17 protein-coding genes are annotated in these 26345 nt (G+C 39.9%); 6 read left to right on the top strand and 11 right to left on the bottom strand.

Features of this window, described 5'->3' with window-relative positions; all coding sequences use genetic code 11:
* Positions 1-38: 38 nt before the first annotated feature.
* From ACE1B6_RS21730 to ACE1B6_RS21715, 4 genes are read left to right on the top strand one after another with little or no spacing between them, the layout of a single operon-like run.
* Complete coding sequence (locus ACE1B6_RS21730; protein WP_413259362.1) at positions 39-2372, top strand: ATP-binding protein; 2334 nt, start codon at positions 39-41, stop codon at positions 2370-2372.
* Positions 2326-2772 carry a response regulator gene (locus ACE1B6_RS21725; RefSeq protein WP_413259361.1) on the top strand — a complete coding sequence of 149 codons (447 nt, stop codon included), beginning with the start codon at positions 2326-2328 and terminating at the stop codon, positions 2770-2772. Before ACE1B6_RS21730 ends, ACE1B6_RS21725 begins: the two co-directional genes overlap by 47 nt.
* Positions 2773-2783: 11 nt before the next feature.
* Positions 2784-4895, top strand: a complete 2112-nt coding sequence (locus ACE1B6_RS21720; protein WP_413259360.1) for a response regulator — start codon at positions 2784-2786, stop codon at positions 4893-4895.
* Between the two features lie 15 nt (positions 4896-4910).
* Positions 4911-5528 (top strand): hypothetical protein, encoded by a 618-nt coding sequence (locus tag ACE1B6_RS21715; protein WP_413259359.1) that lies wholly within the window; start codon positions 4911-4913, stop codon positions 5526-5528.
* A 17-nt stretch (positions 5529-5545) separates the two neighbouring features.
* Here ACE1B6_RS21715 and ACE1B6_RS21710 read toward each other — a convergent pair whose 3' ends face one another.
* The 8 genes from ACE1B6_RS21710 to petJ form a co-directional block, all read right to left on the bottom strand.
* Entirely contained in the window at positions 5546-8143 is a 2598-nt protein-coding gene (locus ACE1B6_RS21710; protein ID WP_413259358.1) for a CHASE2 domain-containing protein, read from the bottom strand.
* A 175-nt stretch (positions 8144-8318) separates the two neighbouring features.
* Entirely contained in the window at positions 8319-10079 is a 1761-nt protein-coding gene (locus ACE1B6_RS21705; protein ID WP_413259357.1) for a CHASE2 domain-containing protein, read from the bottom strand.
* 30 nt (positions 10080-10109) lie between these two features.
* Positions 10110-10913, bottom strand: a complete 804-nt coding sequence (locus ACE1B6_RS21700) for a DUF928 domain-containing protein (protein ID WP_413259356.1) — start codon at positions 10911-10913, stop codon at positions 10110-10112.
* A 62-nt stretch (positions 10914-10975) separates the two neighbouring features.
* Complete coding sequence (locus ACE1B6_RS21695; protein WP_413259355.1) at positions 10976-13534, bottom strand: CHAT domain-containing protein; 2559 nt, start codon at positions 13532-13534, stop codon at positions 10976-10978.
* A 4-nt stretch (positions 13535-13538) separates the two neighbouring features.
* Entirely contained in the window at positions 13539-16040 is a 2502-nt protein-coding gene (locus ACE1B6_RS21690; RefSeq protein WP_413259354.1) for a two-partner secretion domain-containing protein, read from the bottom strand.
* A 280-nt stretch (positions 16041-16320) separates the two neighbouring features.
* Positions 16321-19062 carry a two-partner secretion domain-containing protein gene (locus ACE1B6_RS21685; protein WP_413259353.1) on the bottom strand — a complete coding sequence of 914 codons (2742 nt, stop codon included), beginning with the start codon at positions 19060-19062 and terminating at the stop codon, positions 16321-16323.
* Positions 19063-19441: 379 nt separating this feature from the next.
* Complete coding sequence (locus ACE1B6_RS21680; protein WP_413259352.1) at positions 19442-20356, bottom strand: tetratricopeptide repeat protein; 915 nt, start codon at positions 20354-20356, stop codon at positions 19442-19444.
* Positions 20357-20423: 67 nt separating this feature from the next.
* A complete protein-coding gene (gene petJ, locus ACE1B6_RS21675; RefSeq protein ID WP_413259351.1) occupies positions 20424-20759 on the bottom strand; it encodes a cytochrome c6 PetJ in 336 nt (111 codons plus the stop codon).
* A gap of 231 nt (positions 20760-20990) precedes the next feature.
* Between petJ and ACE1B6_RS21670 the strand changes: the two genes are divergently transcribed.
* Complete coding sequence (locus ACE1B6_RS21670) at positions 20991-21410, top strand: BlaI/MecI/CopY family transcriptional regulator (protein ID WP_413259350.1); 420 nt, start codon at positions 20991-20993, stop codon at positions 21408-21410.
* The gene (locus ACE1B6_RS21665; RefSeq protein ID WP_413259349.1) at positions 21410-22249 is read left to right on the top strand and encodes a M56 family metallopeptidase; all 840 of its coding nucleotides are present in this window, start codon (positions 21410-21412) and stop codon (positions 22247-22249) included. Before ACE1B6_RS21670 ends, ACE1B6_RS21665 begins: the two co-directional genes overlap by 1 nt.
* 138 nt (positions 22250-22387) lie before the next feature.
* On the opposite strand, the gene ACE1B6_RS21660 is transcribed toward ACE1B6_RS21665, so the two are convergent.
* From ACE1B6_RS21660 to glgA, 3 genes are all read right to left on the bottom strand, one after another.
* Positions 22388-22681: a hypothetical protein gene (locus ACE1B6_RS21660; protein WP_413259348.1), complete on the bottom strand. Its 294-nt coding sequence runs from the start codon at positions 22679-22681 to the stop codon at positions 22388-22390.
* Between the two features lie 143 nt (positions 22682-22824).
* Entirely contained in the window at positions 22825-24483 is a 1659-nt protein-coding gene (locus tag ACE1B6_RS21655) for a leucine-rich repeat domain-containing protein (protein ID WP_413259347.1), read from the bottom strand.
* 376 nt (positions 24484-24859) lie between these two features.
* Entirely contained in the window at positions 24860-26335 is a 1476-nt protein-coding gene (gene glgA, locus ACE1B6_RS21650; protein ID WP_413259346.1) for a glycogen synthase GlgA, read from the bottom strand.
* Between the last annotated feature and the right edge of the window lie 10 nt (positions 26336-26345).

The raw sequence follows: 26345 nt of genomic DNA, 5'->3' as shown, positions 1-26345 counted from the left end.
AGAAATAGATTTTCTACTCTGGTTTGTGGAGGATAATTATGTCAGCGATGAATTTAGAAACACAAGAGATTAATTTAACCAGTTTAAAGCAGCCGCAAATCCATACTTTGACTCAAATTCAACCGCATGGAGTCTTGTTGGTATTGCAAGAACCTGAGTTAACAATTTTGCAAGTTAGCACTAACTGTTCGACGGCATTTGGAATGTCAGCGGAACAGGTTTTAGGTAAGAAATTGGAAGAGATTTTAGATACTTTCCAACTGGAACAGTTTCAAGGTGGATTAGCTCAAGAAAACCTTGATGTTGTCAATCCGACAAAGGTTTGGGTGAGAAGAAGAGGGGATGATTACTTAGTTTTTGACGCGATATTTCATCGAAGTGCTGATGGATTTTTGGTGTTAGAGTTAGAGCCAGCTTTAACTCAGGAAAATATTCCGTTTTTGAGTTTTTATCATCTGGCTAAGGCTTCTATTGGACAGTTGGAAGCCACCTCAAATCTGCAAGATTTCTGTCATATTATTGTGCGGGAAGTGCGGAAGGTCACGGGATTCGATCGCGTGATGCTCTACAAATTTGACGAAGACGGACATGGGGAAGTAGTAGCTGAGGAAAAATTGGCGGAAATGGAGCCATATCTAGGCTTGCATTATCCAGAATCGGATATTCCCCAGCCAGCGAGAAAAATGTTTCTCTCTAACTGGATTCGGGTAATTCCCAATTCCCAAGCTGAACCAGTAGAACTTTATCCCAGTAATAACCCAATTACCAATCAACCGATCGATCTGACGCTTTCCATTCTTCGCAGTCCTTATTCTTGTCATTTGGAATATCTGCATAATATGGGAGTTGGCGCATCATTAACCATCTCTTTAATGAAAGATCAGAAACTCTGGGGATTGATTGCTTGTCACCACCGCACACCGAAATATATTCCTTATGAATTGCGGAAAGCTTGCGAATTTTTGGGTAGAGTAATTTTTGCCGAAATTTCCACCCGTGAAGAAGAAGCAGATTACAATTATCGGATGAAATTGGCGCAAGTTCAATCAATGTTGATTGAATATATGTCCCAGTCAGATAACTTCATTTCTGGGTTAGTCAATCATCCCACAAATTTGCTAGATTTAGCTGATGCTAAAGGTGCGGCAATTTGTTTTAACGGACATTGGACAACCATCGGACGCACGCCACCGGAAATCGAGTTAAATTACTTGGTGCAATGGTTAGGAAAAACCGTAGAAGAAGAGGTTTTTCATACTGATTCTTTACCTTTAATTTATTCGGATGCCGAACGATTCAAAGATATTGCTAGCGGGTTATTAGCGATTCCAATTTCTAAGCGAAGTTACGTTTTATGGTTCCGTCCTGAAGTTTTGCAAACCGTGAATTGGGGGGGAGATCCGAATAACGCTTACGAAGTTAAAGAAACCGAAAATAATTTGCGGTTATGTCCGCGGAAATCCTTTGAATTGTGGAAAGAAACGGTGCGGTTGAAATCTTTACCTTGGAAACAAGTGGAAGTGAAAGCGGCGCTGGAATTGCGAAAAGCGATCGTCAATATTGTACTCAGACAAGCGGAAGAATTAGCTTTACTCGCACAAGATTTGGAACGTTCCAACGCGGAATTAAAGAAATTTGCTTATGTCGCTTCTCACGACTTGCAAGAACCACTAAATCAAGTGGCAAATTACGTGCAGTTGTTAGAAATGCGGTATAACGAAGAGTTAGATCAAGATGGCAAAGAATTTATTGACTTTGCTGTGGAAGGTGTGAGCTTAATGCAAACTCTGATTGATGATGTGTTAGCTTACTCGAAAGTCGATCTAAAAGGAATTGAATGGGAATTAACTGATTTAGAATTTGCTTTGGATCGAGCATTAAGTAATTTGCGTGGTAGAATTGGCGAAACTAATGCGACAATTACTTTCGATCCGATGCCGACAATTGTGGCAGATGGAACTCAATTAATGCAATTATTCCAAAACTTAATTGGGAATGCGATTAAGTTCCAAAAAATTGATGAACCGCCACAAATTCATATTGGGGTGCAACGCCAAGAAGACGAATGGTTGTTTAGAGTTAAAGATAATGGAATTGGCATCGATCCGCAATTTAGCGATCGCATCTTCGTCATTTTCCAACGTTTGCACACTCGCGATGAATATCCCGGCTCCGGCATGGGATTAGCAATTTGTAAAAAAATAGTAGAATGCCATCGGGGACGGATCTGGGTCGAATCCGAACTAGGCAAAGGCGCAACCTTCTGCTTTACAATTCCAGTAGGAGGACGTGACTCTGCTAAAGCAATCCTTCGTGAACGCAACCATGCCAACGGAAACAGGTTACAAAAGAATCTTTTTGATCGAAGATAATCGCGGTGATATCCGGCTGATCCAAGAAGCATTAAAAAGCACTGCTGCTCAGTGTGAGGTGATTGTGGCTAGGGATGGCATGGAAGCAATGGCTTACCTCCGACAGGATGGGGAATTTGCGGAAGCAACTCTTCCCGATCTCATCCTGTTGGATCTAAATTTACCGAAAAAAGACGGACGGGAAGTGTTAGCAGAAATTAAATCCGATCCTGCACTTAAGCATATTCCCGTAATCGTCTTGTCTACTTCGCGCAATGAGGAGGATATTTCTAAAAGTTACGATTTGCACGTTAATTGCTATATCTCCAAATCGCGAAATCTCAGTGAATTGTTTAAAATTGTCCGGGGGATTGAGGAATTTTGGTTGGAAACTGCAACGCTACCTTCGGAAGGAAAGTAGACAAATCTTGCGTGAATATCTTGTTAGTTGAGGATAACTTGGCAGAAGCAAGGCTGTTACAAGAATTCCTCAAAGGGGCAATTCTCAATCGATTTAACTTAGCTCATGTGAAACGTTTGGGGGAGGCAATTACATCCTTAGAAACCGAAAGTTTTGATGTAGTACTCCTCGATTTGACTTTACCAGATAGTCAGGGGCTAGCCTCGTTAGATTCACTAATTGAACACGCCCCTAGTTTACCAATTGTCGTTTTAACTAATACTAATGACGATGAATTGGCAGTGGAATCGGTGCGTCATGGGGCGCAAGATTATTTGGTGAAACGACAGATTAATCAAGAAATTTTAGTGCGTTCTTTACGATATGCGATCGAACGCAAACAAGCCGCTGAAGCTTTACGAGAAGCTAATGAAATTCTGGAAAAGCGAGTCCAAGAACGTACCGCTGCTTTAGAAATGGCTAACGAATTGTTGCGTCAAGAAATTGAATGGCGACAAAGAATTCAATCCCGATTAGAACTAGCTCAACAAGCCGGAAAAATTGCTTCTTTTGAATGGTTAATCCAAACAAATGACATTATTTGGACAGCTGAATTAGAAGCACTTTATGGTTTAGCACCGGGCAGTTTTGACGGACAATATGAAGGTTGGATGCAAAGTATTCATCCCGACGATCGCCCAAAACTTGAACAGGAACTCTGGCAAGCAGTCAAAAAAGGACAAGGATTAGATACGGAATTTCGCATTATTTGTCCTCAAGAAGCCAGAAAGCAGAAGGCAGAAGGCAGAAGGGAAGAAGAATCTTTACTATTAGATTTAGATTTAGATGAAGCTTCTTCTTCCCTGACTTCTAACTGTTGTAATCCCGGAGAAATTCGCTGGATTGCGGTTAAGTGTAGCTTATTTTGTAACCAAAGCGGAAAACCTGTGCGGATGATTGGTGTTCATATTGATATTACCGAAAAGAAACAGCTAGAAGCACAATTTTTACGTGCTCAACGTTTGGAAAGTTTGGGAACACTTGCTAGCGGAATTGCTCACGATTTAAATAATATTTTGACTCCGATTTTGGCAGTAGTGCAGTTATTACCGTTGAAACTGCCTAACTTAAATGATAATACTCAACAATTATTGAAAACTTTAGAATCTAGCGCCCAAAGAGGGGCAGATTTAATTAAACAAATTCTATCTTTTGCCCGTGGAGTAGAAGGGAAACGAGTTAATTTACAAATTCATCATTTATTGTTTGAAATTGAGCAAATTATTCAACAAACTTTGCCGAAGTCGATCGAGATTAACAGCAATATTCCCACAAATCTCTGGACAATTTCTGGTGATACAACGCAATTACATCAAGTGTTTATGAATCTCTGCGTTAATGCCCGTGATGCGATGCCTGAAGGTGGTATCTTGCAGATAGTTGCTCAAAATTTTATGGTAGATGAACAGTATGCCAGAATGCACCTAGATGCGAAAGTTGGGGCTTATGTGGTGGTGACTGTTGCTGACACGGGAATGGGTATTCCTCCAGACATTCTTAATCGGGTTTTCGATCCGTTTTTTACGACGAAAGATGTTGGTAAAGGTACAGGATTAGGACTTTCGGCAGTGCTGGGAATTGCCAAGAGTCATGGCGGATTTATTGATGTGCAAAGTGAGGTAAATAAAGGCAGTTTGTTTAAGGTGTTTTTACCTGCGATCGAATCATCAGTTAACGAAACTAATGATGATTTAGAATTATTGACTGGGCAAGAAGAATTGATTTTAGTCGTTGATGATGAAGCCGCTATTAATGAAATTACTAAAATTACCTTAGAAACTTATAATTATCGAGTTTTAACAGCTAGTGATGGGATTGAAGCGATCGCCCTTTATGCTGAATATAAAGACGAAATCGCTGGGGTATTAATGGATATTATGATGCCCACAATGGACGGCACAACGATTATTCCTTTACTACGCCGACTCAATCCAAATGTGTACGTAGTCGCCATGAGTGGACTAAATTCTACAGAAGTAGTTAATCAAGTTCAAAAGTTAGGTTTTCAAGGATTTTTATCTAAACCATTTACTACTAAAGAATTACTTTGGGCATTATATAAGGGATTGGGAAATGGAGAGTAGGAAAGGTAGAAGGCAATGAAAAACCGAAAAAATTTTTTCATTTGGTCATTAGGTTTTCTTTTAACACTTGGATTAGCATTAATTCCTTCAGTGGCACAGGCTAATGCTGGTGTTCCCATGATATTTTTAGTCTATCCTCCTTTAAAAATTGCGCTCGTGCCAATTATTCTGATTGAGGCAGCAGTTTACTGGAAGTTACTCAATTTGAGTAAAAAAGAAGCTTTCCTTTGTTCCCTCTGTACCAATCTCATTTCGACGCTAGCAGGATTCCCACTCTTATGGCTAGCTATAGTTACAGTCGGAATGATCTTTTTCTTTATTAATTCATTTATTAGTTTACCCGGAATCATTTTTTTTATTTTATTTCCCGTCTGGCTAGGCCCGCTTCCCAATGAACAGCTACTTTATCTAATTCCTCTTTCATCTTTTTTATTTATTATTATTGCCTATTTTGTCTCAGTATTTATTGAAAAACTCTTTATGAAATGGCTGTTGGAGGAAGTTTGGCAAAAACAGATTGACCGTTCTCGCTTACACAAATCCCTAATTTACGCCAATTTAGCTACTTATATACCTCTCGCTATTTTTATTCCTTTGTTCTTGTATGTTCGTGGGCTTCAGTATGTTAGTTAATTAACGCGATCGCACTATTAACTTGTCTCCTCTACTTCTCTGCTTCCCTGCCCTTTTTCTTGGCAGCGTAGCCAATAAATTTGTGCAACTTTATCTTGAGGATTAACCGAAACACATTTGGCAAAAATTTCAGCGGCGCGTTCAAATTTGCCTAAATTATACAGTAATACTGCTTGTTCAAATCCAGTTTTAGTTAATGTTTTAGCTTGTTTAACTTCAGGTGGATCGGCATCAAAAACTTCGTAAACTGTCACCATTTCTGATTTACCTTTAACTTTTACTTTATCAATAAGACGAATTTCATAAGCATTAGCATTATTTAAAGATAAAAAAGTATAGTGAGAAATCAATAAAGATACGCCATAATTTTTGGTCAAACCTTCCAGTCGAGATGCTAAGTTAACCGCATCACTAACTACTGTGCTTTCCATGCGCGATCGCCCGCCCACCGTACCCAGCATCATTGTACCCGTATTAATGCCAATCCCAATTTGAATCGGCAAACTACCACTTCTTTGGCGTTCTTGATTAAATTCATCTAAAGCATTTAGCATGGTAATTCCGGCTTTTACAGCATTATCTGCTTCGCCGCTAAATAATGCCATAATTGCATCACCAATGTACTTATCAATAAATCCTTGATTGTGAATAATTGCAGGTTCCATCCGACTGAGATAATCGTTAATAAATTTGAAATTATCAGCCGGAGTCATACTTTCTGATAAACTGGTAAAATCCCGAATATCAGAAAATAATACAGACATTTCTTTTTGTACTTGATCGCCTAATTCCACATCAAGAATACTTTCTTTGTTTAATAACTGGAGAAATTGATGGGGAACGAAACGCGAGTAAGATAGGTTAAGGGCAAGTAACTGATCGGTTAATTTTATCCGTTCTGCTTCGGCTTTTTTGCGTTCAGTTATATCCCGAAATACTAGTAGTGTATATGTAATATTACCAGAGTTATCATAAATCGGAGTTGCCCAACTTTCTAGGGGAATAACCTTATTTAGTCCATGAATTTCTAGATCGTCAACTGTGGAAGATTCTCCTTGCAAAGCGCGAACAATAGGTAAATTTTGATAGGGATATAACTGATTAGTACCTGCTAGGTAAAGTTGGTAAACTTCGGTGAATTGCTCGATCGTAGTATGCGGGATAATTCCTTTACCAAGTAGTCGTTGAGCAACATAATTCAAGTAATAAATTTCGCCATTACTATCAATAACTGCCACTCCGATTGGTACGGCTTCTAAAAACTGAGCTAATTTTCTTTCGCTTTCTCTGGCTGTTTCTTCGGCTTTGTATTCTAATTCAGCGGTAACTGTATCGTAGTGTGCTGTAGCCGTTTCTAAGAGAATTTCTAAGTCGGTTTTTTGCCGTTGTAATTCTACAGTGTAATATCCAGCGATCGCAATTGCCGAAGTAACTAATGCTGTTAATGGAGAAATTACTGGTAGCCACCAACTAGCTAAAAAAGCTAGAAAGCTCACCCCAACTAAACTACCTCCGCTCAACACAATTATTAAACTAAAACTGATCCATTTCCCAGCAAAACTATTAACCAATTGTTTGGCTAAAAATAATTTTCTACTACCTACAGCACCAACAAAAGACCAAATTAAAATCCAGAAAATCTCTGTTGTTTCCGACCAAAATTTAATCAAAGGTCTGCCGTCTAATGCTGCACTGATAATTTGGCTGGTTAAGTTAGCATGAATTACTACTCCGGGCGTGAGTTTAGGACTACGGAAGGGATTACTACTGTAAGGAGTAAAGAATAAATCGTTGAAACTAGAACCAGTTACACCGATGAAAACAATGCGATCGCGCATCAGATTTGGGGGAATGCGATCGGACAAAACATCCTGCAAGGAAATAGTTTGAAAATTCTGCAAACTGCCTCGATAGTTTAACAAAATTTGATACCCACCAGAGTTAGCACCAACGTATGCACCATCATTCCCCGTAAAAGGCAAAAATCGACCTTTCCCTAATCCTAAAATCTTCTTTTTGGCATCAACCATTTGAAGTTTCATGCCTTGGCTTTCCAGGTAATTTAAAGCCAATTTAGTTCCTAAACTTAATCTTGTTTTTCCTTTATCAGTTCTTATCGATAGCAAACCACGCCGGACTTTGCCATCAGAATCTAATACTAAATCCGCGATTCCTACTTGTCCTAATTTACTTAAAACTGGTGGAGGTGCTACCGTATTTCCCACTACTTTTTCTACCCCTATTAAGTTAGGTGTAGATTCAAATAATTTAACTAACTCGGTATTTCCCGGTGGTACGGGCAAATTTCGATAAATATCCAAACCAATTACTTTTGGTTGTTGAGCTTTAATTTTTTCTATTAATTTAGCTAAAATTGCATCGGAAATAGGCCATTGATTAGTATAAGTCAGATCGGATTCATCCACTGTCACAATTACAATTCGCGAATCCACAGATTCCCGGGGACGTAAGCGAAAAAATTCATCTAAAGTCGCCCATTCTAAAAGTTGGAATAAGCCTAAATAATTCGCAAAAATCACTAATCCAGCAACGCTGGGAGCGATAATTAATACACTACGCCATTGGCGAATTATTTTGTAAAGTCTTGATCTCATGGACTTTTGGCATGAAAAAGTGAATGTAACCGTAAATATTAATAGATTCAGCACCGCGCAATGAACTGACTAACCCTCCATGTTAAATTTTAAGTAAAAAAATTTATAACTCAATTATAGCCACCATATTTTATCTAGGAGGTGAATCTAAAATATACAATTGAATCACCCTGAATTAATACTTTTTGTTCTCTTGAATTATAGCGACAATAATCCGATCGCGTCCTTGCTGTTTTGCTTCATAGAGTGCTTTATCGGCATGATTAATTAACTCACTGACAGAAACAGTCGAATTAGGAACAATACTGGCTACACCACAGCTGAGAGTGATCCGATCGCTCACGAGAGAGTTTTTATGCACCATTTGTAAACTTTTGACATTTGCTGTAATTCTCTTCGCTACTTTCAAGGCAACTTCAGGATTAGCATTTGGCATAATCACAGCAAATTCTTCGCCTCCATAACGTGCTACCAAATCAGTAGAGCCAATTTCTGTGGCGATCGCGCTAGCTACTTGTCGCAAACATTCATCCCCAGCTTGATGTCCATAAGTGTCATTATAAAATTTAAAATAATCCACATCACAAATAATTAGAGAAATAAAACTTATTTTCCTCCCCATTACTGCCCATTGATGCTGCAAAAATTCATCGAAGTAGCGACGATTAGCCACCTGAGTTAAACCATCGAAATTTACCAAGTGCTGCAATTCCAAATGGCGATAAATCATACTAGCTATTGCCGAAAATATTAATGCTGTCAAGGGAAGAACAACAGGCAACAACCAGCCATTTAAAAAAGCTAAATAACTCCCAAATAACAGAATTATTCCACCATTAAAAATGCCGATGAAACTTAGTAACAGATCTGGTAATATCAGCTGATTTCTCTGATAATTTATCTGTCGTAAACTCCAACTAGTTCCCCCACCAAATAAAGACCAAAATAAAACCCACAAAACTTCCATTTGTGGGGATAAAACCTGAAAAAAAGGATACTCGCCCTGAGCCGCACTAATAATTTGGCTAGTGATATTAGCATGAATTACTACTCCGGGCATTCGTTGGGGACTGCTAAATAAACTACTACTGTAAGGAGTGAAGAACAGGTCATTAAAGCTAGTACCAATATGACCAATTAGGACGATGCGATCGCGAAATTTATCTGGCGGAATTTGGTTAGTTAAAACTTCTGTCATGGACAGAGTATCAAAGTTATTTATTGTGCCTCGATAGTTGAGAATAATCTGATAACCCCCCGCATTAGCTCGCGTATAAGGCCCTTGACTTCCGGTAAAAGGAATAACTACAGCTTTACCTAATTGTAAATGCTTTTCTTTTTCATCAATTTCTTGTAGATAAATCCCTTTTTTTTCTAAATACATCAAAGCCAATTTAGCTCCCAAACTCAGACTTATTTCCCCATCGGCAATTTTGACAGATAACAAACCTCGCCGCACTTTGCCATCTGTATCTAATACTAAATCGGCGATTCCTACTTGTCCTAATTTGCTTAAAGCTGGCGGTGGTGCAACAGTATTTCCGACTCTTTTTTCTACTCCGATTAAGTTAGGTGTAGATTCAAAAACCTTAACCAACTCAGAATTACCTGGCGGTACTGGCAAATCTCGATAAATATCTAAACCAATAGCTTTGGGTTTTTGAGAGTTGATTGTTTTAATTAATTGGGCTAAAACTGCATCAGAAATCGGCCATTGTTTAGCTTTAGCAATATCTGATTCATCAATTGTAATAATAACAATTCTCCGATCGACTGGTGCAGCAGGACGGAGGCGCAAAAATTGATCGAAAGTAGCCCATTCTAATAGTTGAAATATCCCTAAATAATTTGCAGCTATTACTAATCCAGTTACACTAGGAGCGGTTATCAATAAACCGCTCCATTGTCTAAGTTGTTTTTTGAGTTTTAGCCACATTGATTTTTCTGCACCCCGAAATAATAGAGGCTAGTTTAACAATGGCTGGGAGGCGATCGCTTCTAGCCCCACTGATTTTAACAATTGTTCCCACTTATTGACCAAATTAGGATCGTTTGGTTGCAACTTTCTGGCTTCAGCTAAACTAGCTAAAGTTTCGTACCAGATCCCATTTTTGCCATATAAAGCTGCTCGTTCTATAGGGGTAACATTTTGTAGCTGAGTCTGTAATGTAACGTTGGGTTCAATGCGGCGAATTCTCCCTTGAACGCCTGGGCTATCCGGTCTGAGTCCTTGTTCCCCGATCGCAATAAAAGCCCACCGATAATTCTTCCCAACTTCTAAAGGTGGCGCATTTTCTGGAAGTGTAAACTGAATTATTCCTGATTTGCCTGTTAGGGGAATTTTCGCTTGATAATGATTTTTATTATTCTCATCTACCAAGCTAAAAAATACTTCTTTCGCCGAATTTTCCGGTAAATAAATAAAGAATGTTGGGCGACCTGTTATGGTTAAACCTTCCGTATTACTTGGTATCAGTGGAATTACGCAGCCACCTATGGACATGAGCTCTTGGGGACACTCACCACCACGAGATGCTCCACCCGCCGTATCATCTGGTTTGTCGCTTCCTGGAGGTTCAAAAGTTACATCAGCAACTAAAGTATTCTGTATATTTTCGGATTTACTGCTGGTATTTGATTCCGCATTTACACTAGTTGAAAGACTAGGAACAATTATTAGTTCTAGAAACAGAGTTACTGCAAATAGAGAAAAAATTTTCCGGCTCATATTCTCACCATCTTGACTTTGCCTAATTCTATCAAAGCTCATTTATACATTCATTGTAAAGTATTTTCCCATAACTTTATCAATGATTTATAATTTCCCTAAATTTACAACCAGTTACCCACAAGAATAAAAGATGCCCAGTAAAAAGGATGTTCATACTTGGGTTGCTTGAGAAGCTTTAACTGAGCCTTACGGAGAGCTTCTGATTTGCTCATTCCCTGAGACAATAGCTGATAAAATTCTGTCATTAATTCAGCAGTGGATTCATCTTTTACTGACCAAAGAGTTGCCAAGGTACTACGAGCACTAGAACGTACAGCTACACCTGCTAAACCTAAAGCGGCGCGTTTATCCCCAGTGGCAGTTTGACAAGCACTTAAGACCAGTAATTCGATCGCACTTCTATTTCCCTGTTCTCGAAACCGCAGTAAATTCTCGAACTCTTTAACTTTCACCTTATTATCCCAAGTCAAAATAAAGGTTTCTTCAGGATTAGAACTAAACTGACCGTGAGTAGCTAAATGAACGATCGGAAAAGCTGTTTCTTGAATTTGGTTTTGGAGATTACTTTGGGTAAACTCTTCATTTAAGAAAACTTTACTAGGCACGCCTTTAGCAATCTTATTAATCTCAATCTCTACTCCCGGAAGTGCAGAAAAACCTTGGCGTGATTCTGTAATTCCACCAGTTAAAACCTTGATTTGCTGTTGAGCCAATGCTTTAGGTGCAACCAAAGATAAACCAGGAGCCACAGCAACATTGTATTTCTCTAACAAATAACTTTTGCCATCATAAAGGGCTGACATTGGCAAATTGCGTAATAAACCATCCTGAACAAAAACTAAAGTTTTTACTTCATTAGCCACTAATTCAGTTTCTATAGGTCGAATTAACCAATCATAAATTCTTTGCGAAACTTCTAATCTCTGTTCGCTTGAAAAGAAGGGATTGAGAGATTCTAAGAACTGCAAAAACGTTTTCTCTACTTCAGTTTGAGGCAAATTCGTTGTATATTGACGCAGAGGTTTTCCCGATTGGGAAAAAATTATCTCTAAACGATCTGGTAAAATAATCGGATAAATTACCGCCGCTTGGGGATCGAATTGATCGATTTGTTGCGGTTGAGCATCTAAACAAGCTTCACGGAAAAAGTTATCTAATTCTGCTCTTTGTAAAGATTCAATTACTTCACGAGCTTGTTTAAGCTTGTTTTGATCCGGATTAGATTTTAATAGTAAACTAACCAATTGGCGATAAACAGGTTCCACACTTTCTTGAAAAGAGAATTGAACATCGGGATTAATAGCTACTAAATCGCTTCGCAGAGATTTGAGCGTATTCACAGCTTCCGTATAAGCAGAAATCGCACCTCCAACATCACCTTTTCGGTTAAGTATTGCGCCCATTTGTGACTGTAACTTGGCTGTAATATAGGCAGCATTTAACTGTTGAGAAATCACTAGGGCTTGCTTAGTTAAACTTTGGGCTTCTGAGAGTTGTTGGGTTTGTTGATAGAGATTTCCTAATTGTCCTAGCGCATAAGATTCTGCTCGTAAATCTTGCAGTTGGCGCGAATTTTTAATTGCGGTTACTAATACTTCAGCAATTGCTTGGGGATTATGCCCCATTTTTATTAAAGTATTAGCGAAATTTACTTGAGCATAAATACTCTCCCTGTTTGGGGGAATCTTGTCAATTTCACTTTTGATTTCCGGCAATAAAGTTTCAGCTAATTCAGTTTTTTTTGTTTCTACTAAAAGGCTTAATTGGTTAATTCTTGCTTCCAGTTTTACCAAAGGATTAGGAGATTTTTCGGCTGCTTTTTGATAATTCAATAAAGCTTCTTCAGGCTTCTGTAAAGCTCTGAGGGTATTTGCCAAACTTAATAAAGTAGAGCTAGTTTCGGCATCAGAATTTAGTTTCTGAGAAACTGCCAAACTTTGATTTAATACTTCTTGAGATTTTGCCAAATCTCCCACTACTTGCAAAGCTACACCTAAACTACGCAATCCCATTGCTTTTAAAGCAGTATCGGGTAAATTTTGTAATTTAGTATTTAATTCCTCTAGACTTTCTTTGGCTCGACGGTAAAGTCCTAAAGCTTGTAAAGCTTGAGCTTGATTAATTTTAGTTCCTAAAACTCCGGTTTCATCTCCGGCTTGGGAATAAGCTTTTTCGGCTTGTATCCAACTATTTAAAGCGGCTTCAGTTTGTCCGGTTGCTAATAAGATATTGCCTTGAGTATTTAAGGCTTGAGCGAGAATAATTGGTTGAGATGGAGATTTTAAGAGGGTTAAACTTTGGGTAATGGCATCTTTTGCTTCTTGCCATTTTCCTAATTCTTGATAAGCATTAGCCAGATAATTTAAAGTAATGGCAAGTTGCCTGCGATCGCCTTTCTCCTGAAAACTCTGCGCCGCCTGTTGCCAAACTGTTACCGCCTCCGCAAATCTGCCATTGGCAAAAAGCGATCGCCCTTGCTCCAACAAACTCGCATCAGAACTATCTTGTTGATTCACAGCCATAACTTGCCGATTTGCGATCGGGAACTGCCAATCTGATTGTGCTGTAGCTGGAAAAACCACTGCGATTAAAAACAGCGTTAATAACCCCAACCAAACACTTTTATGAATATATTTTAGCCACACACTAATTCGCAACATTACTTTAAAAACCAGGACATCGTAAGGGTCTATACCAAAAATTTTGCATAGTAGATTGAGTAATCAATTCTACTTTACCATCAGCATTTTTTACCCAACCAGTAGCCTCAACAATCCGGGACTGGCGACTAGGGACTGGGGACTGCTGGGGACTGGGAAGAATTTCAGAAGTGGAATTGTTTCCCCCCATCTCCTGATCGCCAACAGCACGTAAATCGCGCCAAACTGTAGAACTTCTCAGGATTTGACTGGGATCTTCAGGTAAACCGCCTCTTCCGGTAATCACAAAGGTGTTGTTACTAGCAACTGAACAACCAGAAACAATTTGATCGCTCAAATCGGTAAAGTTTTCTGCTAATAGAACTAAAGCAGTAGTAGCCTTAACATCTGGCGAATTAATTTGGACAACACCACTTAAAGCTGGTGTACCACCAGTAGCAGTAATATCGCTATTGGGAGTAGCTGTTAAACGATATTGGATACCAAAAATACCTTGAGCATTAATCGTAACTTTGCCGCCTTGACTAGCAACAGAATTAGCAGTAATGTCGCTATTTTCCAAAGCCACTAAAGTATTGGTATCGATATTAATATTACCGCCATTTCCTGAGCCGCCTTCTGTACCAGCAGTAGCCGAAATAAAACTATTGTTACGCATTTGTAAGGTGCGCGATCGCACTGTAATATTCCCACCTTCTCCCGATGCCGAAGTTCCCTCTAAACCGCCTTCATTATTCATTAAAACCGAATTAGCTTGGACAATTAAGTTACCCGCATCTCCAGTTCCTCGCGATCGAATACTCACTCTGCCACCATCTCTTAAGATTAAGCGATCGGTTTCTATAGTCAAATTTCCCCCTCGACCAAGAGAACCCGGTTCTGTCACCGAAGTAATTGCACTTAACAATTGTCCATCCGCAGAATTCCCCTCCAATTCGACAAATTCAGTAGCTTTAATGATGATATCTCCTCCCTGTCCTTGAGCAAAAGAACTAGCTGCTAAAGCTGCACCACTGCGAAGAGTTAATTGTTTAGTATTAATCCGCAATTCTCCCGCATCTCCCATACCTAAACCACTAGTAAAAACGCCGCCAAAAGCTCTAGCAGTTGGAGAAAGAGGAATGGGATTACCGCTACTTATTTCGATCGATTCACTAGCATTTAAAGTTAAATTTCCCCCTTTTCCCACCCCAAAACTAGAAGTAGTAATCAAACCATTATTTTCAGCAAAAAATCTCCTAGTATTTATCGTTATTTCTCCAGCATCTCCCACCGCATTAACTCCGGTTCCGGTAGCAATAAAAGCAGCACTTAGCTGTAATACATCGGATGTATCGATCGTAATATTACCACCTTCACCTCCAAAGGTAGAAGCAGCTATATAAGAGCCATTTTGAGCCAGAAAATTAGGAGTATTAATTTTGATATCTCCAGCTTTTCCTGCTCCAAAAGTTAAAGTAAAAAAACCATTAATTAAGTCACTGAGCGTCACAGTTCCAGTAACAAATTTGAGGACATTTTCTTCATAGCCACCAGTGCCAACAATTTCTACTGATTCGGAAGTATTTACAGCGATCGCTCCTCCCGGTAAATCACCCAAAGTAAAAGAAGAGAGACGGGAACCTTCGCTGAGGCGGAGATTTCTGGCTTGGATTTGTATTTCACCTCCCCCCGTTCCACTAGTATCAACTCTTGCATTATTTAATAGTTGAATATCGCCAAAACTTTGGGCATTTAGATAATCAAAAACTAAACCTCGATCGCTATTAGAAAAGCTTACCTCACCTTGAGTTACGCTGCCTAATTCAATTCTTCCCCCTGGTGTAGTCGGGACAAAATTTCCTTGATTTAATACTAAGGGAATTCCGCCAGCAGTAAGACCTGTTGCTTGAGGATTCGTACTCCCAGAAATAGTTAAATCTCCTCCTACTAGTGCCAAAGTTTGCCCAGTTTGGACAGCTAAATTAGAGCCTTGTACTTCAATTTTTCCAGGGGAATTTGAACCAAATTGTAACCCGATCGGTACGTTAACTGTGAGTAAACTGGTAGTAGTATTTGGATTAGTGGCACTAAAAATACTCCCATCTTCAAATCTAATGCTATTTGCTGTACTGGCAACAAATGAACCACCAATATTTAATTGAGCATTTGGCCCGAAAATAATCCCATTGGGATTAATAAAAAATAAGTTAGCTGTGCCATTAGCCCGAATTAACCCATCGATCTGAGAAATATTTTTGCCAGTGACGCGACTAAAAATATTTTGTACATCCACAGAGTTATTAAAAAATGCTTCGCTACCAGCATTCAGGGAAAATTCTTGGAAACTGTGGAAAAGATTTTTACCATTAGTAACACCACCTTCAATGCGGATAGTATTACCATTGGGAATTACCACACTATTATTTGGTAATGTAGTATCTGGAACTACTTGTGCCGAGATTGGATAATGAACACTAAGTAACAACAAGGAAATAGTACCTAGTTGTTTCAAGTAATTATTCATACTTTTTGCTCAAGCTCCACAATGCAATCTATTTCGGCTCTCTAGTACTTGTGGTAGAAAACCCTGATTTATTTTTATCAATCAAGCATTTCAGGAGTTAATCAGGTTACTTATTACGCTAAGTATCAAGAGCGCCTTTCATTAAGTTGAGCAAATTTATCATTGTGTATTTGCCAATTTAATGATTAGCGATCGCGCAACGTGCCATTAGAACCATCGCACCCAGCCTGATTATTCCATCTCTCGATCGCAATTCTACCACGAGAGTTATTTACCAATTCTATCTGACCAAACTGATTAGTTTTCCAAGCAGTAGCCTCGACGATTGGGGACTGGGGATTGGGGACTGGGGACTGGGGACTGGGGACTGGGAGATGGGAGAAGTATTTTTTCCCGTCTCCCCATTTCCGAGAGCCCGGACATCGCGCCAAACTGTCTGACTTCTTAAAGTTTGATGGGGATTTTCGGGTAAGCCGCCTCTTCCGGTAACGACAAAGGTGTTTCCCTCAGCAGCGGAACAACCAGAGACTATTTGATTGCTAATATCAGTAAAGTTTTCTGGTAACTCTACTAAACCAGCATTAGTGTCCACTTCGGGAGTGTTAATTTCCACAATGCCGCTAAATTCTGCACCCAAGTCTGAAGTAGCGGTAATATCACTTTGGGGCGTGAGTTGTGGGCGGAACTGAGTACCAAAGATGCCTTGAGCCGTAATGCTGACTCTTCCACCTGTGCCTTGTTGGGCGTTAGCGGTAATGTCACTATTGGAGAGAGCGACTAAATTATCAGTGTTAATGTTGATGTTGCCACCATTGGCGTTCCCTGCGTCAGTGCTGATTCGACTACCACGACGCAAGCGGATTTCTGAAGCTTGCAGGTTGATATTTGCGCCTAAACCGGATGCGGTTCTGCCATCAATACTAGCTTGGTTGTCAAGAGCGATCGCATCTGCTACCACGTTAATATTACCAGCCTGTCCCGTTCCCAAGGCTTGCAGATTCAGCGTTCCCCCATTACGAATAATTAATTGCCCAACATTCAGGTTTAACGAACCTCCATTCGCTGTAGCATCGGGATTAACAACGCGAGATGCAATGCCTACAGAAGTTTGAATTTGACTGTTAAACTCACCTTGTCCGCCATTACCAATAATTTCGATCCGCCCAGCATCGATCGTAATGGTTCCCGCATCTCCTTTGCCTAAAGATGCCGTAGTTATAACGCCCCCATCTCGGAGAGTCAGTACAGGTGTAGAAATATTCATATTCCCACCCCGGTTAGCGGCATTAGCATCAGCAGAGATGAAACTTGGGCCCTTACTTCCGTTAAACAAAACTCCAGAAGTACCTTCAATTGTTACTGACTCAGTTGCCCTAAGTGTAAAATTACCTCCTGCTCCTCCGGTGGTATTAAAGGGTTGGTTGCCCACAACTGAGCCGCTAGATAAACTAATTCCGGCTCCTCCAGAGATGATTAACCGCTTGGTGTCAATATTAATATCCCCAGCTTCTCCATTCATACCGCCAGCAGTTGAGCCGATCAAGGTTGCTACAGGGCTGCCATCAGGAGTCCTTAGCACTTCTACTGATTCCGAAGCTTTGATATTGATATCCCCTGATGCTCCGCGATCGCGAGTTATAGTAAGTAACGCAGAAGCATCACTGACGGTTAAACGTTCTCCCTCAAAGGAAAAATCTGCTCCCTCACCCGTACTCCCGGTAAATGTGCCGCTGTTAACCGCAGAACTGATTTGCTCGAAAATCCTAGCACGGATAGTGATATTTCCGGCTTTGCCAGTACTGAAGGTGCCGCTAGTCAATGCACTTCCATTGTCCATCACTAGTTTTCCCGTGTCGATCGCTATATTTCCCGCATTTCCCATGCCCGCAGTACCAGTGATTAGGACAAGTTGGGGGTCAAAAGGATCGATCGATCCAGTTAGCAAATACTTCCCGGCAAACAATGTATATAGAGTCAATCCAATTCCACTTAATTCAACTGAATCAGTAGTCTGAATATTAACAGCACCCCCCGCACCATTTCCTAATGTCAGCGTGGACATTTGCGCTCCACCTTCGGCCCGAAACTTTTGGGCATTAATATTGATTCCCCTACCATCAATATCTCCCCAATTCAGTGCATAAATTCGTCCATTGTTAAGGTTGACATTTCCACCTCTAATATCTACTTTTCCCCCACCAATTCCGCTGGTATTGATTGTAGAACCTTCAGAGATTTGAATATTGCCAAAATTGGGAATATTCTCATAATTAAAAGTTAAACCCTGCGGTGTTGTTGCCAAACTAACTAAACCCGGACTTGCCACACTACCAAGATGAATTTGTCCGTTACTCGCCGTTAAATTACCTCCATTTAGTTGAATATCGCCACCAATTAAAGCTAAGGTTTGACCCGGTTGGGTTGCTAATCCTACTTTGTTATCAAAGGGAAGTGAAATCGCAGAAGTTGGCAGATTTACCTCTGCTGTAGCTTGGGAACGATTGACGATGCTGCCTGGATTCGCGCCCAACTCTAAACCAATGGGTAGATTAATTGTTAACAAAGATGGTGCATTCGGATTAGTTGCGCTAAATTCACTCCCATCTAAAAATCGAATACTACTAGCAGTAGAACCAATAAAGGAACCGCCGATATTTAATTGAGCATTCGGGCCAAAAATAATTCCGTTGGGATTAATTAAAAATAAATTAGCCGTGCCATTGGCGCGAATTAAACCATTAATATTGGAGATATTTTTTCCGGTGACTCGGCTAAAAATATTCTGAATGTTTTGGGCGTTGTTGAAAAAAGCTGTGCCACCTGTAGGTACGGAAAATTCTCTAAAACTGTGAAAAAGATTGCTGCCAGCTTGAGTGCCGCCTTCAACCCGAAAGTTGTTGTTTTGTGGAATTACAACACTATTATTGGGTAATGTAGCATCAGGAATAATTTGGGCTGACAGGGGATTGTTGGCACTCAACAACAATAGGGAAATAGTGCCTAATTTTCTTAAGGTTTTCATAATTTTTGTACTCGAACAAACAAGGTAATCTATTTTATTTGTTGAGGGAAGTAGTAATATGATAATTCCCAATTAACTCTGTTAATTATTAGCGTTGCACCCTTTTTGATTATTCCAGTAATTAGAATCAATTCCATCAGTAAAATTAGCTACTAATGAGAGTGTTTGTTGTTGAACTGAGATCTGGCACCTGTAGTTTTACCCCACCTGCGAATCAATTCCCAGGCTAATACCTCAACTCCACGCTTAGTAGACTGAAAGCTCTTGATTTTTTTAAATAATTTAGTCCTCTTTAGAGGACTTTTGCTATTAGCCTGGGACTTGAGTCCCAGGCGGATTTTGGGACTGGTGCAACATCTAAGTTAAAGTTTAATTGAAATTATCCGATCGCAGTTGCTTGGGTTTTTAATTGTTTGAGGAGATTTAAAGTCTGTTGATAAGCAGTAATATTTTGTTGTAAAAGAAAGTGGTTTGCGGCTTTTTGTAAGTCCAGTAATGCCAGTTGTTCATTTCCTAGTTTATAGTAAGCAACGCCTCGGTTGGCATAAGCTTCGGCATAATTGGGGTTAAGTTGTAAGGCTATAGTTAAGTCTTGAATTGCGGCAGTATAATTAGAAATGCGTTGATTGGCGCAAGCCCGATTAAAGTAAGTTCGGTAGTCTTGTTGATTTAAATTAATTGCTAGGTCGAAATCTGCGATCGCTCCCAGATTATCATCTAATATCAACTTAGTTGTGCCTCGATCGTTATAAACTTCTGCGGCTGCGAAAGTTTCGTTGACTGGAATTAAGTTAAGAGTTTGATTATAATCAGCCAGAGCGTCTTGATAGTTTTGTCGATCGGTTTCGGCTAAAGCTCGATTGTAATAAGCGCGAAAATCTGTAGGATTTAATTTAATTACTTGGTGATAGTTGGCGATCGCTGCCTGGTAATTTCCTAATTTATAGTAAGCTAAACCTAGATTCAAGAAAGCTTCAGTATTTTGAGGATTTAAATTTACTGTTTGGCTACAATCTTCGATCGCACTTTCATATTCTCCCAATTGTAAATAAGCCAAACAACGATTACTGAAAGCCGCGGAAAAATTCTGATTTAAGTCAATTGCCTTGCTGAAATCTTGCACAGCTTCCAGGTAATTTTGCCGTTGCATTTGCTCGACCCCGGCGCGAAAAAATTCCTGGGCGCTCATCTGCATCTCATTATTTGTCTGAGCGAGCGCCACAGCAGGAGGTGAGTAAATTAGCAGAGCCAAAGTGATGCACAAGCTGACCAATAATTGAACTAAATAACTCATAATTTCGATCTCCTTGAGCATCTCTATTAGCAATTTTTGCAGTCAAAACTTTTCCCAAAAATTAAACTTATTTCCAACCTTTTTCGGAACTTTCTAATACATAAGTAGCAACATCTTCGATTTGTTGCTCGCTGAGTTTACCGAGAAAAGAAGGCATAGCCGATTTACCGTTTTTTACTTGGGTGGTAATTGCTTCCAGGGAATTCATGCCATACTTTTCTAAATCAGCCTTAGACAAAGTTTTGTTGGGCATAACTACATTTTTTCCGCCCATGTGACAAGCAGCACAACTTGTGCCGAAAATTTTCCCACCGCTAACAGCATCACCAGCGAGAACGGGACCAACAAAGGTAAAATTGAATACTATACTCAAAAACAAAACGATAGCCAAAATCTTTTTCACAGTGTTCTCCTCTTCCGGGTTCTTGTATTTAGCAGATCTACCTGGATCATTGTGAAGAAAACAACTTTCTTTGTCAAAAGACAGGCTGTCAAAGTTCCGAAAGAAGATTTATAATTAACAGAATTGAAGTTTTACAGTTGTCAACGGGCAATTGTAAAATTTCATTAACTTTATCACCTTGATCGAAAACTCCAGATCTATCTGTGGTATCAATCCAAAATTTAAAATCGAATGACTGCTTTACCAAATTATCGTCCGAAACAGTTATCCCTTGGCCCTTTAGAAAGGGAAATTTTGCAAATTATTTGGGAATTAGAAGAAGCTAGCGTTAAGGATGTTCACGATCGCATTTTAGCCGATCCAGACCGAGAGTTAGCTTATGCGTCAGTAACAACTGTGTTAAAACGTTTAACCGAAAAAGGTTGGTTAAGTTGTGATAAAAGAGGCAGAATATTTTTATGGCGACCTTTAGTTTCCCAATCTCAAGCACAGGCGATCGAAGCTTACGAAAAATTACAAGGTTTTTTAGCAGTAGGAAATCCCGATATTGTAGCAGCATTTGCTGATAGTTTAGATACTGCTAGTGTAGAGCAATTAAAAGCGATCGCCCAAAGAATTCAAGCCGCACGTCGCGCCAGGGAGGAACAATAATGCACCTAATGATGATTTTGTTAGTTTTAGCTATTGCTTGGTTGCTACGAACAATTGATTTACCAAAAGCTGCCAATTGGAAAACTCGCACCTCCCAAAGTTTACTATTATTTTTGTTCCCTCCCTTACTTCTGTTAACTACTGCCTTTGCCCTGCTTTGTATGGGTGCATCAGGACAAATGATTGGTTTACAAACAAGCTGGGTTGGTTACTTTTTGGCTTTAGCTTTCTTGGGTTTTTCCGCTGTCAAATTTTGCCAGTTAATTAAGGAAGGATGGCATACTATAAATCAGATTCGTACCTATCCTGTGCAAAAACTCCAAGGGGAAAATTGCCGGATTTTTGATAATGATATTCCTTACAGTGCCTTAATCGGTTTTTGGCAACCGGAATTAGTAGTAAGTCAAGGTTTATTAAATAGCTTGACATCCGAACAATTAGATGCAGTAATTGCTCATGAACAGGCACATTACTATTATCGAGATACATTTTGGTTTTTTTGGTTGGGGTGGTTGCGATCGATAACTTTTTGGCTACCAAACACCGAAAAACTATGGCAAGAATTGTTAATCTTGCGCGAACTCCGGGCGGATAATTGGGCAGCGAAAATAGTCGATCCTTTAACCTTGGCTGAATCTTTATTACTAGTAGTTAGTCAGCCTGTTATGTCCCTGAATTTCGCCGTAGAATTCAGCGCCATAGCACCTTTAAATCGTTTAAATGAGCGAATCGAAGCATTATTAACTACAGATAAAATCAAATATAAAATGAATTGGTGGTCTTGGACTTGGTTAGTTTTTGTGTTGCTACCTTTGGCAGTAATTCCTTTGCATAATTGAGGGATTGGGGATTGGGGATTGGGGATTGGGGATTGGGGATTGGGGATTGGGGACTGGGTACTGGGAAGAGAGTTTTAATTTCTCTCTCCTCTGCCCCCCTGCCCCCCTGCCCCTCTGCCCCCCTGCCCCTATGCTTCCTCAATCCGCGACGTAGCGCCACCCTTCCGGTTCATATTCGCGTTGAATGCGAATCACCCAATCACCTTGAGGAATAGCAATTTTTTCATGTTCTTCATGAGTTAGTAATGCTGTGGGTGACAATACTTTTAAATACAGCGTTCTATCCCGTTCATATAATTCTGCTTCCCCTTCGCTAATGCGGTGTTTGTGTCCGGTGACTTCACCTTCTGCTAACGTCAAGTGAGGTAGTTGTTCTCCTTCAATAGATTGAGTAGGAATTAAAATTACGTCGCCTTGTCTGATTGGTTGCATAACGAATTTCCTTTCTTAAATATCTCTAAACTACATTTATTTTGTGTTGAATTCCCACTATTGATGTATTGCTACTATACTATATTGGCAGTATCGAATGTAGGATCGATCGCCCCCCCAAAACACCACAACCAAACAACCTTTCAAGTCTCCACAGTAAAAGCTTCCGGGTCAATATCCCAATTTATCCAGCGAATCGCTTCTCTTGCAGATGTAATATTAGGTGGTACGCGCAAAACATGGATTCTTTCTGTACTCGGACAAGTCATTTTTAGCAAATGGATCGGTTCGATGTCGATATTTGCATCTATCTTAAGTAGAGTGTATTCGCGGTAATTATCGATCGCACTCGCCCCCAACTCTTGGATAATGCGATCATAACCAATCCTCTGAATCAAAACTCGTCGAATTTCTGCATTTTCTTCTGTCAGTAACCATTCAGCTTTCCACTGATTCAAATCTGTCCAATAGCGGCGCGGAAGTACAATTCCAAAAAAGTTAACATTCAAATTCTGATTGGGATGATTGGCTAAAATAGATAAATCTTGAATCGGATTACCGCTTAGATCGAGCGATTTCAAAAAACGCAATTGTAAAATCTCTGTTGGTACACTCGTCAGCTGATTATTGCTCAGATCGAGTTGCTTCAAGGAATCCAGTTTTACAAACTCTGCTGGCAGACTTGTCAGTTTGTTGTCCCTGAAACTGAGCGATGTAAAAGAAGATAATTTTCCAAACTCTGCTGGCAAACTGGTTAATTGATTGTTGAACAACGCCAGCCATGTTAAAGAACGTAATTGCCCAATCTCTGCTGGCAAACTTGTTAGTTGGTTTTGGTTCAAAGCGAGAGTTGCCAAGGAACGCAGTTGCCCAATTTCTGCTGGCAAACTTGTTAGTTCGTTGTTAATCAGAGTGAGCCATGCTAAAGAATGAAGTTGACCAATTTCGGCTGGCAAACTTGTCAGTTGGTTGTGGTTTAGAGTTAGTTTTGCCAAAGAACGCAGTTGCCCAATTTCTGCGGGCAAACTTGTTAGTTCGTTGTTCACCAGATTTAGTTCTCTCAAGGAATGCAGCCGCCCAATTTCTGCGGGTAAACTTGTTAGTTCGTTATTGCCCAAATCGAGCATTGTCAAGGAATGGAGTTGTCCAATTCCTGCTGGCAAACTTGTTAGTTGGTTTTCATTGAGAGAGAGTACTGTCAAGGCATGGAGTTGTTCAATTTCTGCGGGCAAACTTGTTAGTTTGTTGGTACTCAAAAGCAGCGATGTCAAAGAATGCAGTTGTCCGATTTCTACTGGTAAGCTGGTCAGTTTGTTATTGTACAAAAGCAGCAATGTCAAAGAACGCAGTTGACCAATTTCTGCTGGTATACTTGTCAGTTTGTTGTTGTACAGAGAAAGCAATGTTAAGGAACGCAGTTGACTAATTTCTGCTGGTATACTTGTCAGTCTGTTGTCAAATAGATGGAGTTCTTCCAAAGAATGCAGTTGAGTAATTTCTGCTGGAAAAGTTGTTAGTTGGTTGTTGCTTACATCGAGTGATGTCAAAGAATGGAGTTGCCCGATTTCTGCTGGTATATTTGTCAGTTTGTTGTCGTGCAGATTTAGTTCTCTCAAGGAATGGATTTGACCAATTTCTGCTGGTAAACTTGTTAGTTGGTTGCCTCTGAGATTGAGCTTTTTCAAAGAATGGAGTTGTCCAATTTCTGCTGGTAAACTTGTCAGTTGGTTATCCCTGAGATTGAGTTCTGTTGCATCTAGGGAATTGAGAATTTGCTGTCGCACTTTTTCAAAATTTGACATAGTTTCTTCTTTTACCTGAGCAAATTAGAAAAGAGACAAGGACACAAGAGCAAATTGATGTAGGGGCGGGTTTAGCAGATAACCTTTGTCACTTACAAACAATCTCTAGACAAAACCCGCCCTTATCTCTGCAAGAATTAGTTCTGTTATTAATTTTACTGTAATTACGAAATTAGTTGCGATCGCCAATTCCCACAAAATCTGGAAGGGCGGGTTTTGTGGTTGATTCTTCTGCTGTGATTTCAGAATTATCTGCTAAACCCGCCCCTACAATTTCAAGGGTTTTGTGGTTAATTATTCTGCTGTGATTTCAGAATTATCTGCTAAACCCGCCCCTACAAACTCAAAACTTACCCAGTCCCCAATCCCCAGTCCCCTATTTATGCCGAATATGATCGTAAATTCCCACATATTGTGCGCCGGGATGATTCCAAGAATAGTCGTATTCCATGCCTTGAATCATCAATTGGCGGAACAATTTTGGAGATTTATACCATAAGTCAATGGCGCGATCGATCGCCGATTCAATCGCCACATTATCTGTTTGATAAAACACAAAACCATTACGTTCTTCTTGGGGTTTATTCTGCTCATAATCCCAATCAAAAACTGTGTTTACCAAACCGCCAACACCGCGCACGATCGGCACAGTCCCATATTTTAAACCAATCATTTGCGTCAGTCCGCAGGGTTCATAATTGCTCGGTACAACAATCATCTCCGCACCTGCATAAATTAAATGGGATAATTCCTCATTAAAACCAAGTTCTATGTGACAATCGGGATTACTATCAAGGTGATCTTTTTCGTGAGAAAACCAAGAATTAATACCCGGTTCTGTAGCTGCGCCTAGTAACACGAATTGCGCCTTTTTATCTAAAGCGTAATAAATCGCATGATGGACTAAATGAACGCCTTTTTGGTCGTCTAATCTGCCGATGTAACAAATAATTGGTTTGTCACAATCTTTTAACCAAAGTCTTTCCCGGAGAGCTTTTTTATTGAGGGTTTTACTTTTTAAATCATCGCTGCTGTAATGGTAGGGGATGTAGCGATCGACCACCGGATTCCACACCTCATAATCAATTCCATTCAGCACCCCACCAAACTTATGTTGATGATCGTACAAAGTTTTACCTAAACCGCAACCAACTTCAGTAAATCTAGCTTCCCAAGCATGATGAGGTGAAACTGTATTCACAAAATTTGAGTAAACAATTCCCCCTTTCATAAAATTGATCGCCGTTGAATGCTTATTATCCATTAAACGATCTTCAGTAAAATAGTAAGGCTCATTATTTAATCCGGTTGCCCAAAGAACATTAGCACCTGCTACTCCTTGATGTTTAAAGTTGTGAATTGTGTAGGATACTCGTTGATTTGCCATGCCATGATATTTGTAAATTTCAAATAGCATGACTGGTAGTAAACCAGTTTGCCAATCGTGACAATGAATCACATCAGGGCGTTTATTTGTCACTAAGAGAAATTCTAAAGCCGCCTTACTGAAAAAGGCAAACCGCAAATGATCGTCTAAACAGCCGTAATAGCAACCCCGGTTAAAGAAATTATCATCCGAGAGGGGTTCGATAAAGAAGCATAACCGCCCATGTACCCAGCCACACTCGACATTACAGCGAATTGCGCCATCAAACCAAGGCACCATTAAATCGCGGTAGGCATCATGAAGTCCCCAAATATGGTCATACCGCATACAATCGTACTTTGGCAGAATAATTTCTACCCCATGCCCCCGAATTTCTAGCTCTCTACTGAGCCCATAAACTACATCGCCCAAGCCTCCCGCTTTAATTACAGGAGCGCATTCAGAGGCAATTTGTACAATGTACATCGTTAATCCT

The organism is Floridaenema fluviatile BLCC-F154 (assembly GCF_041929135.1).
Taxonomy (GTDB): Bacteria; Cyanobacteriota; Cyanobacteriia; order Cyanobacteriales; family Aerosakkonemataceae; genus Floridanema; species Floridanema fluviatile.
This window is presented reverse-complemented; position numbering and strand designations above follow the sequence as displayed.

What these genes read in the sequence shown, in the direction of transcription:
- ACE1B6_RS21730 (WP_413259362.1), top strand. Translation starts at nt 39, where the DNA reads ATGTCAGCGATGAATTTAGAAACACAAGAGATTAATTTAACCAGTTTA.
- ACE1B6_RS21725 (WP_413259361.1), top strand. Translation starts at nt 2,326, where the DNA reads ATGCCAACGGAAACAGGTTACAAAAGAATCTTTTTGATCGAAGATAAT.
- ACE1B6_RS21715 (WP_413259359.1), top strand. Translation starts at nt 4,911, where the DNA reads ATGAAAAACCGAAAAAATTTTTTCATTTGGTCATTAGGTTTTCTTTTA.
- ACE1B6_RS21710 (WP_413259358.1), bottom strand. Translation starts at nt 8,143, where the DNA reads ATGAGATCAAGACTTTACAAAATAATTCGCCAATGGCGTAGTGTATTA.
- ACE1B6_RS21705 (WP_413259357.1), bottom strand. Translation starts at nt 10,079, where the DNA reads ATGTGGCTAAAACTCAAAAAACAACTTAGACAATGGAGCGGTTTATTG.
- ACE1B6_RS21700 (WP_413259356.1), bottom strand. Translation starts at nt 10,913, where the DNA reads ATGAGCTTTGATAGAATTAGGCAAAGTCAAGATGGTGAGAATATGAGC.
- ACE1B6_RS21695 (WP_413259355.1), bottom strand. Translation starts at nt 13,534, where the DNA reads ATGTTGCGAATTAGTGTGTGGCTAAAATATATTCATAAAAGTGTTTGG.
- ACE1B6_RS21690 (WP_413259354.1), bottom strand. Translation starts at nt 16,040, where the DNA reads ATGAATAATTACTTGAAACAACTAGGTACTATTTCCTTGTTGTTACTT.
- ACE1B6_RS21685 (WP_413259353.1), bottom strand. Translation starts at nt 19,062, where the DNA reads ATGAAAACCTTAAGAAAATTAGGCACTATTTCCCTATTGTTGTTGAGT.
- ACE1B6_RS21680 (WP_413259352.1), bottom strand. Translation starts at nt 20,356, where the DNA reads ATGAGTTATTTAGTTCAATTATTGGTCAGCTTGTGCATCACTTTGGCT.
- ACE1B6_RS21670 (WP_413259350.1), top strand. Translation starts at nt 20,991, where the DNA reads ATGACTGCTTTACCAAATTATCGTCCGAAACAGTTATCCCTTGGCCCT.
- ACE1B6_RS21665 (WP_413259349.1), top strand. Translation starts at nt 21,410, where the DNA reads ATGCACCTAATGATGATTTTGTTAGTTTTAGCTATTGCTTGGTTGCTA.
- ACE1B6_RS21660 (WP_413259348.1), bottom strand. Translation starts at nt 22,681, where the DNA reads ATGCAACCAATCAGACAAGGCGACGTAATTTTAATTCCTACTCAATCT.
- ACE1B6_RS21655 (WP_413259347.1), bottom strand. Translation starts at nt 24,483, where the DNA reads ATGTCAAATTTTGAAAAAGTGCGACAGCAAATTCTCAATTCCCTAGAT.
- glgA (WP_413259346.1), bottom strand. Translation starts at nt 26,335, where the DNA reads ATGTACATTGTACAAATTGCCTCTGAATGCGCTCCTGTAATTAAAGCG.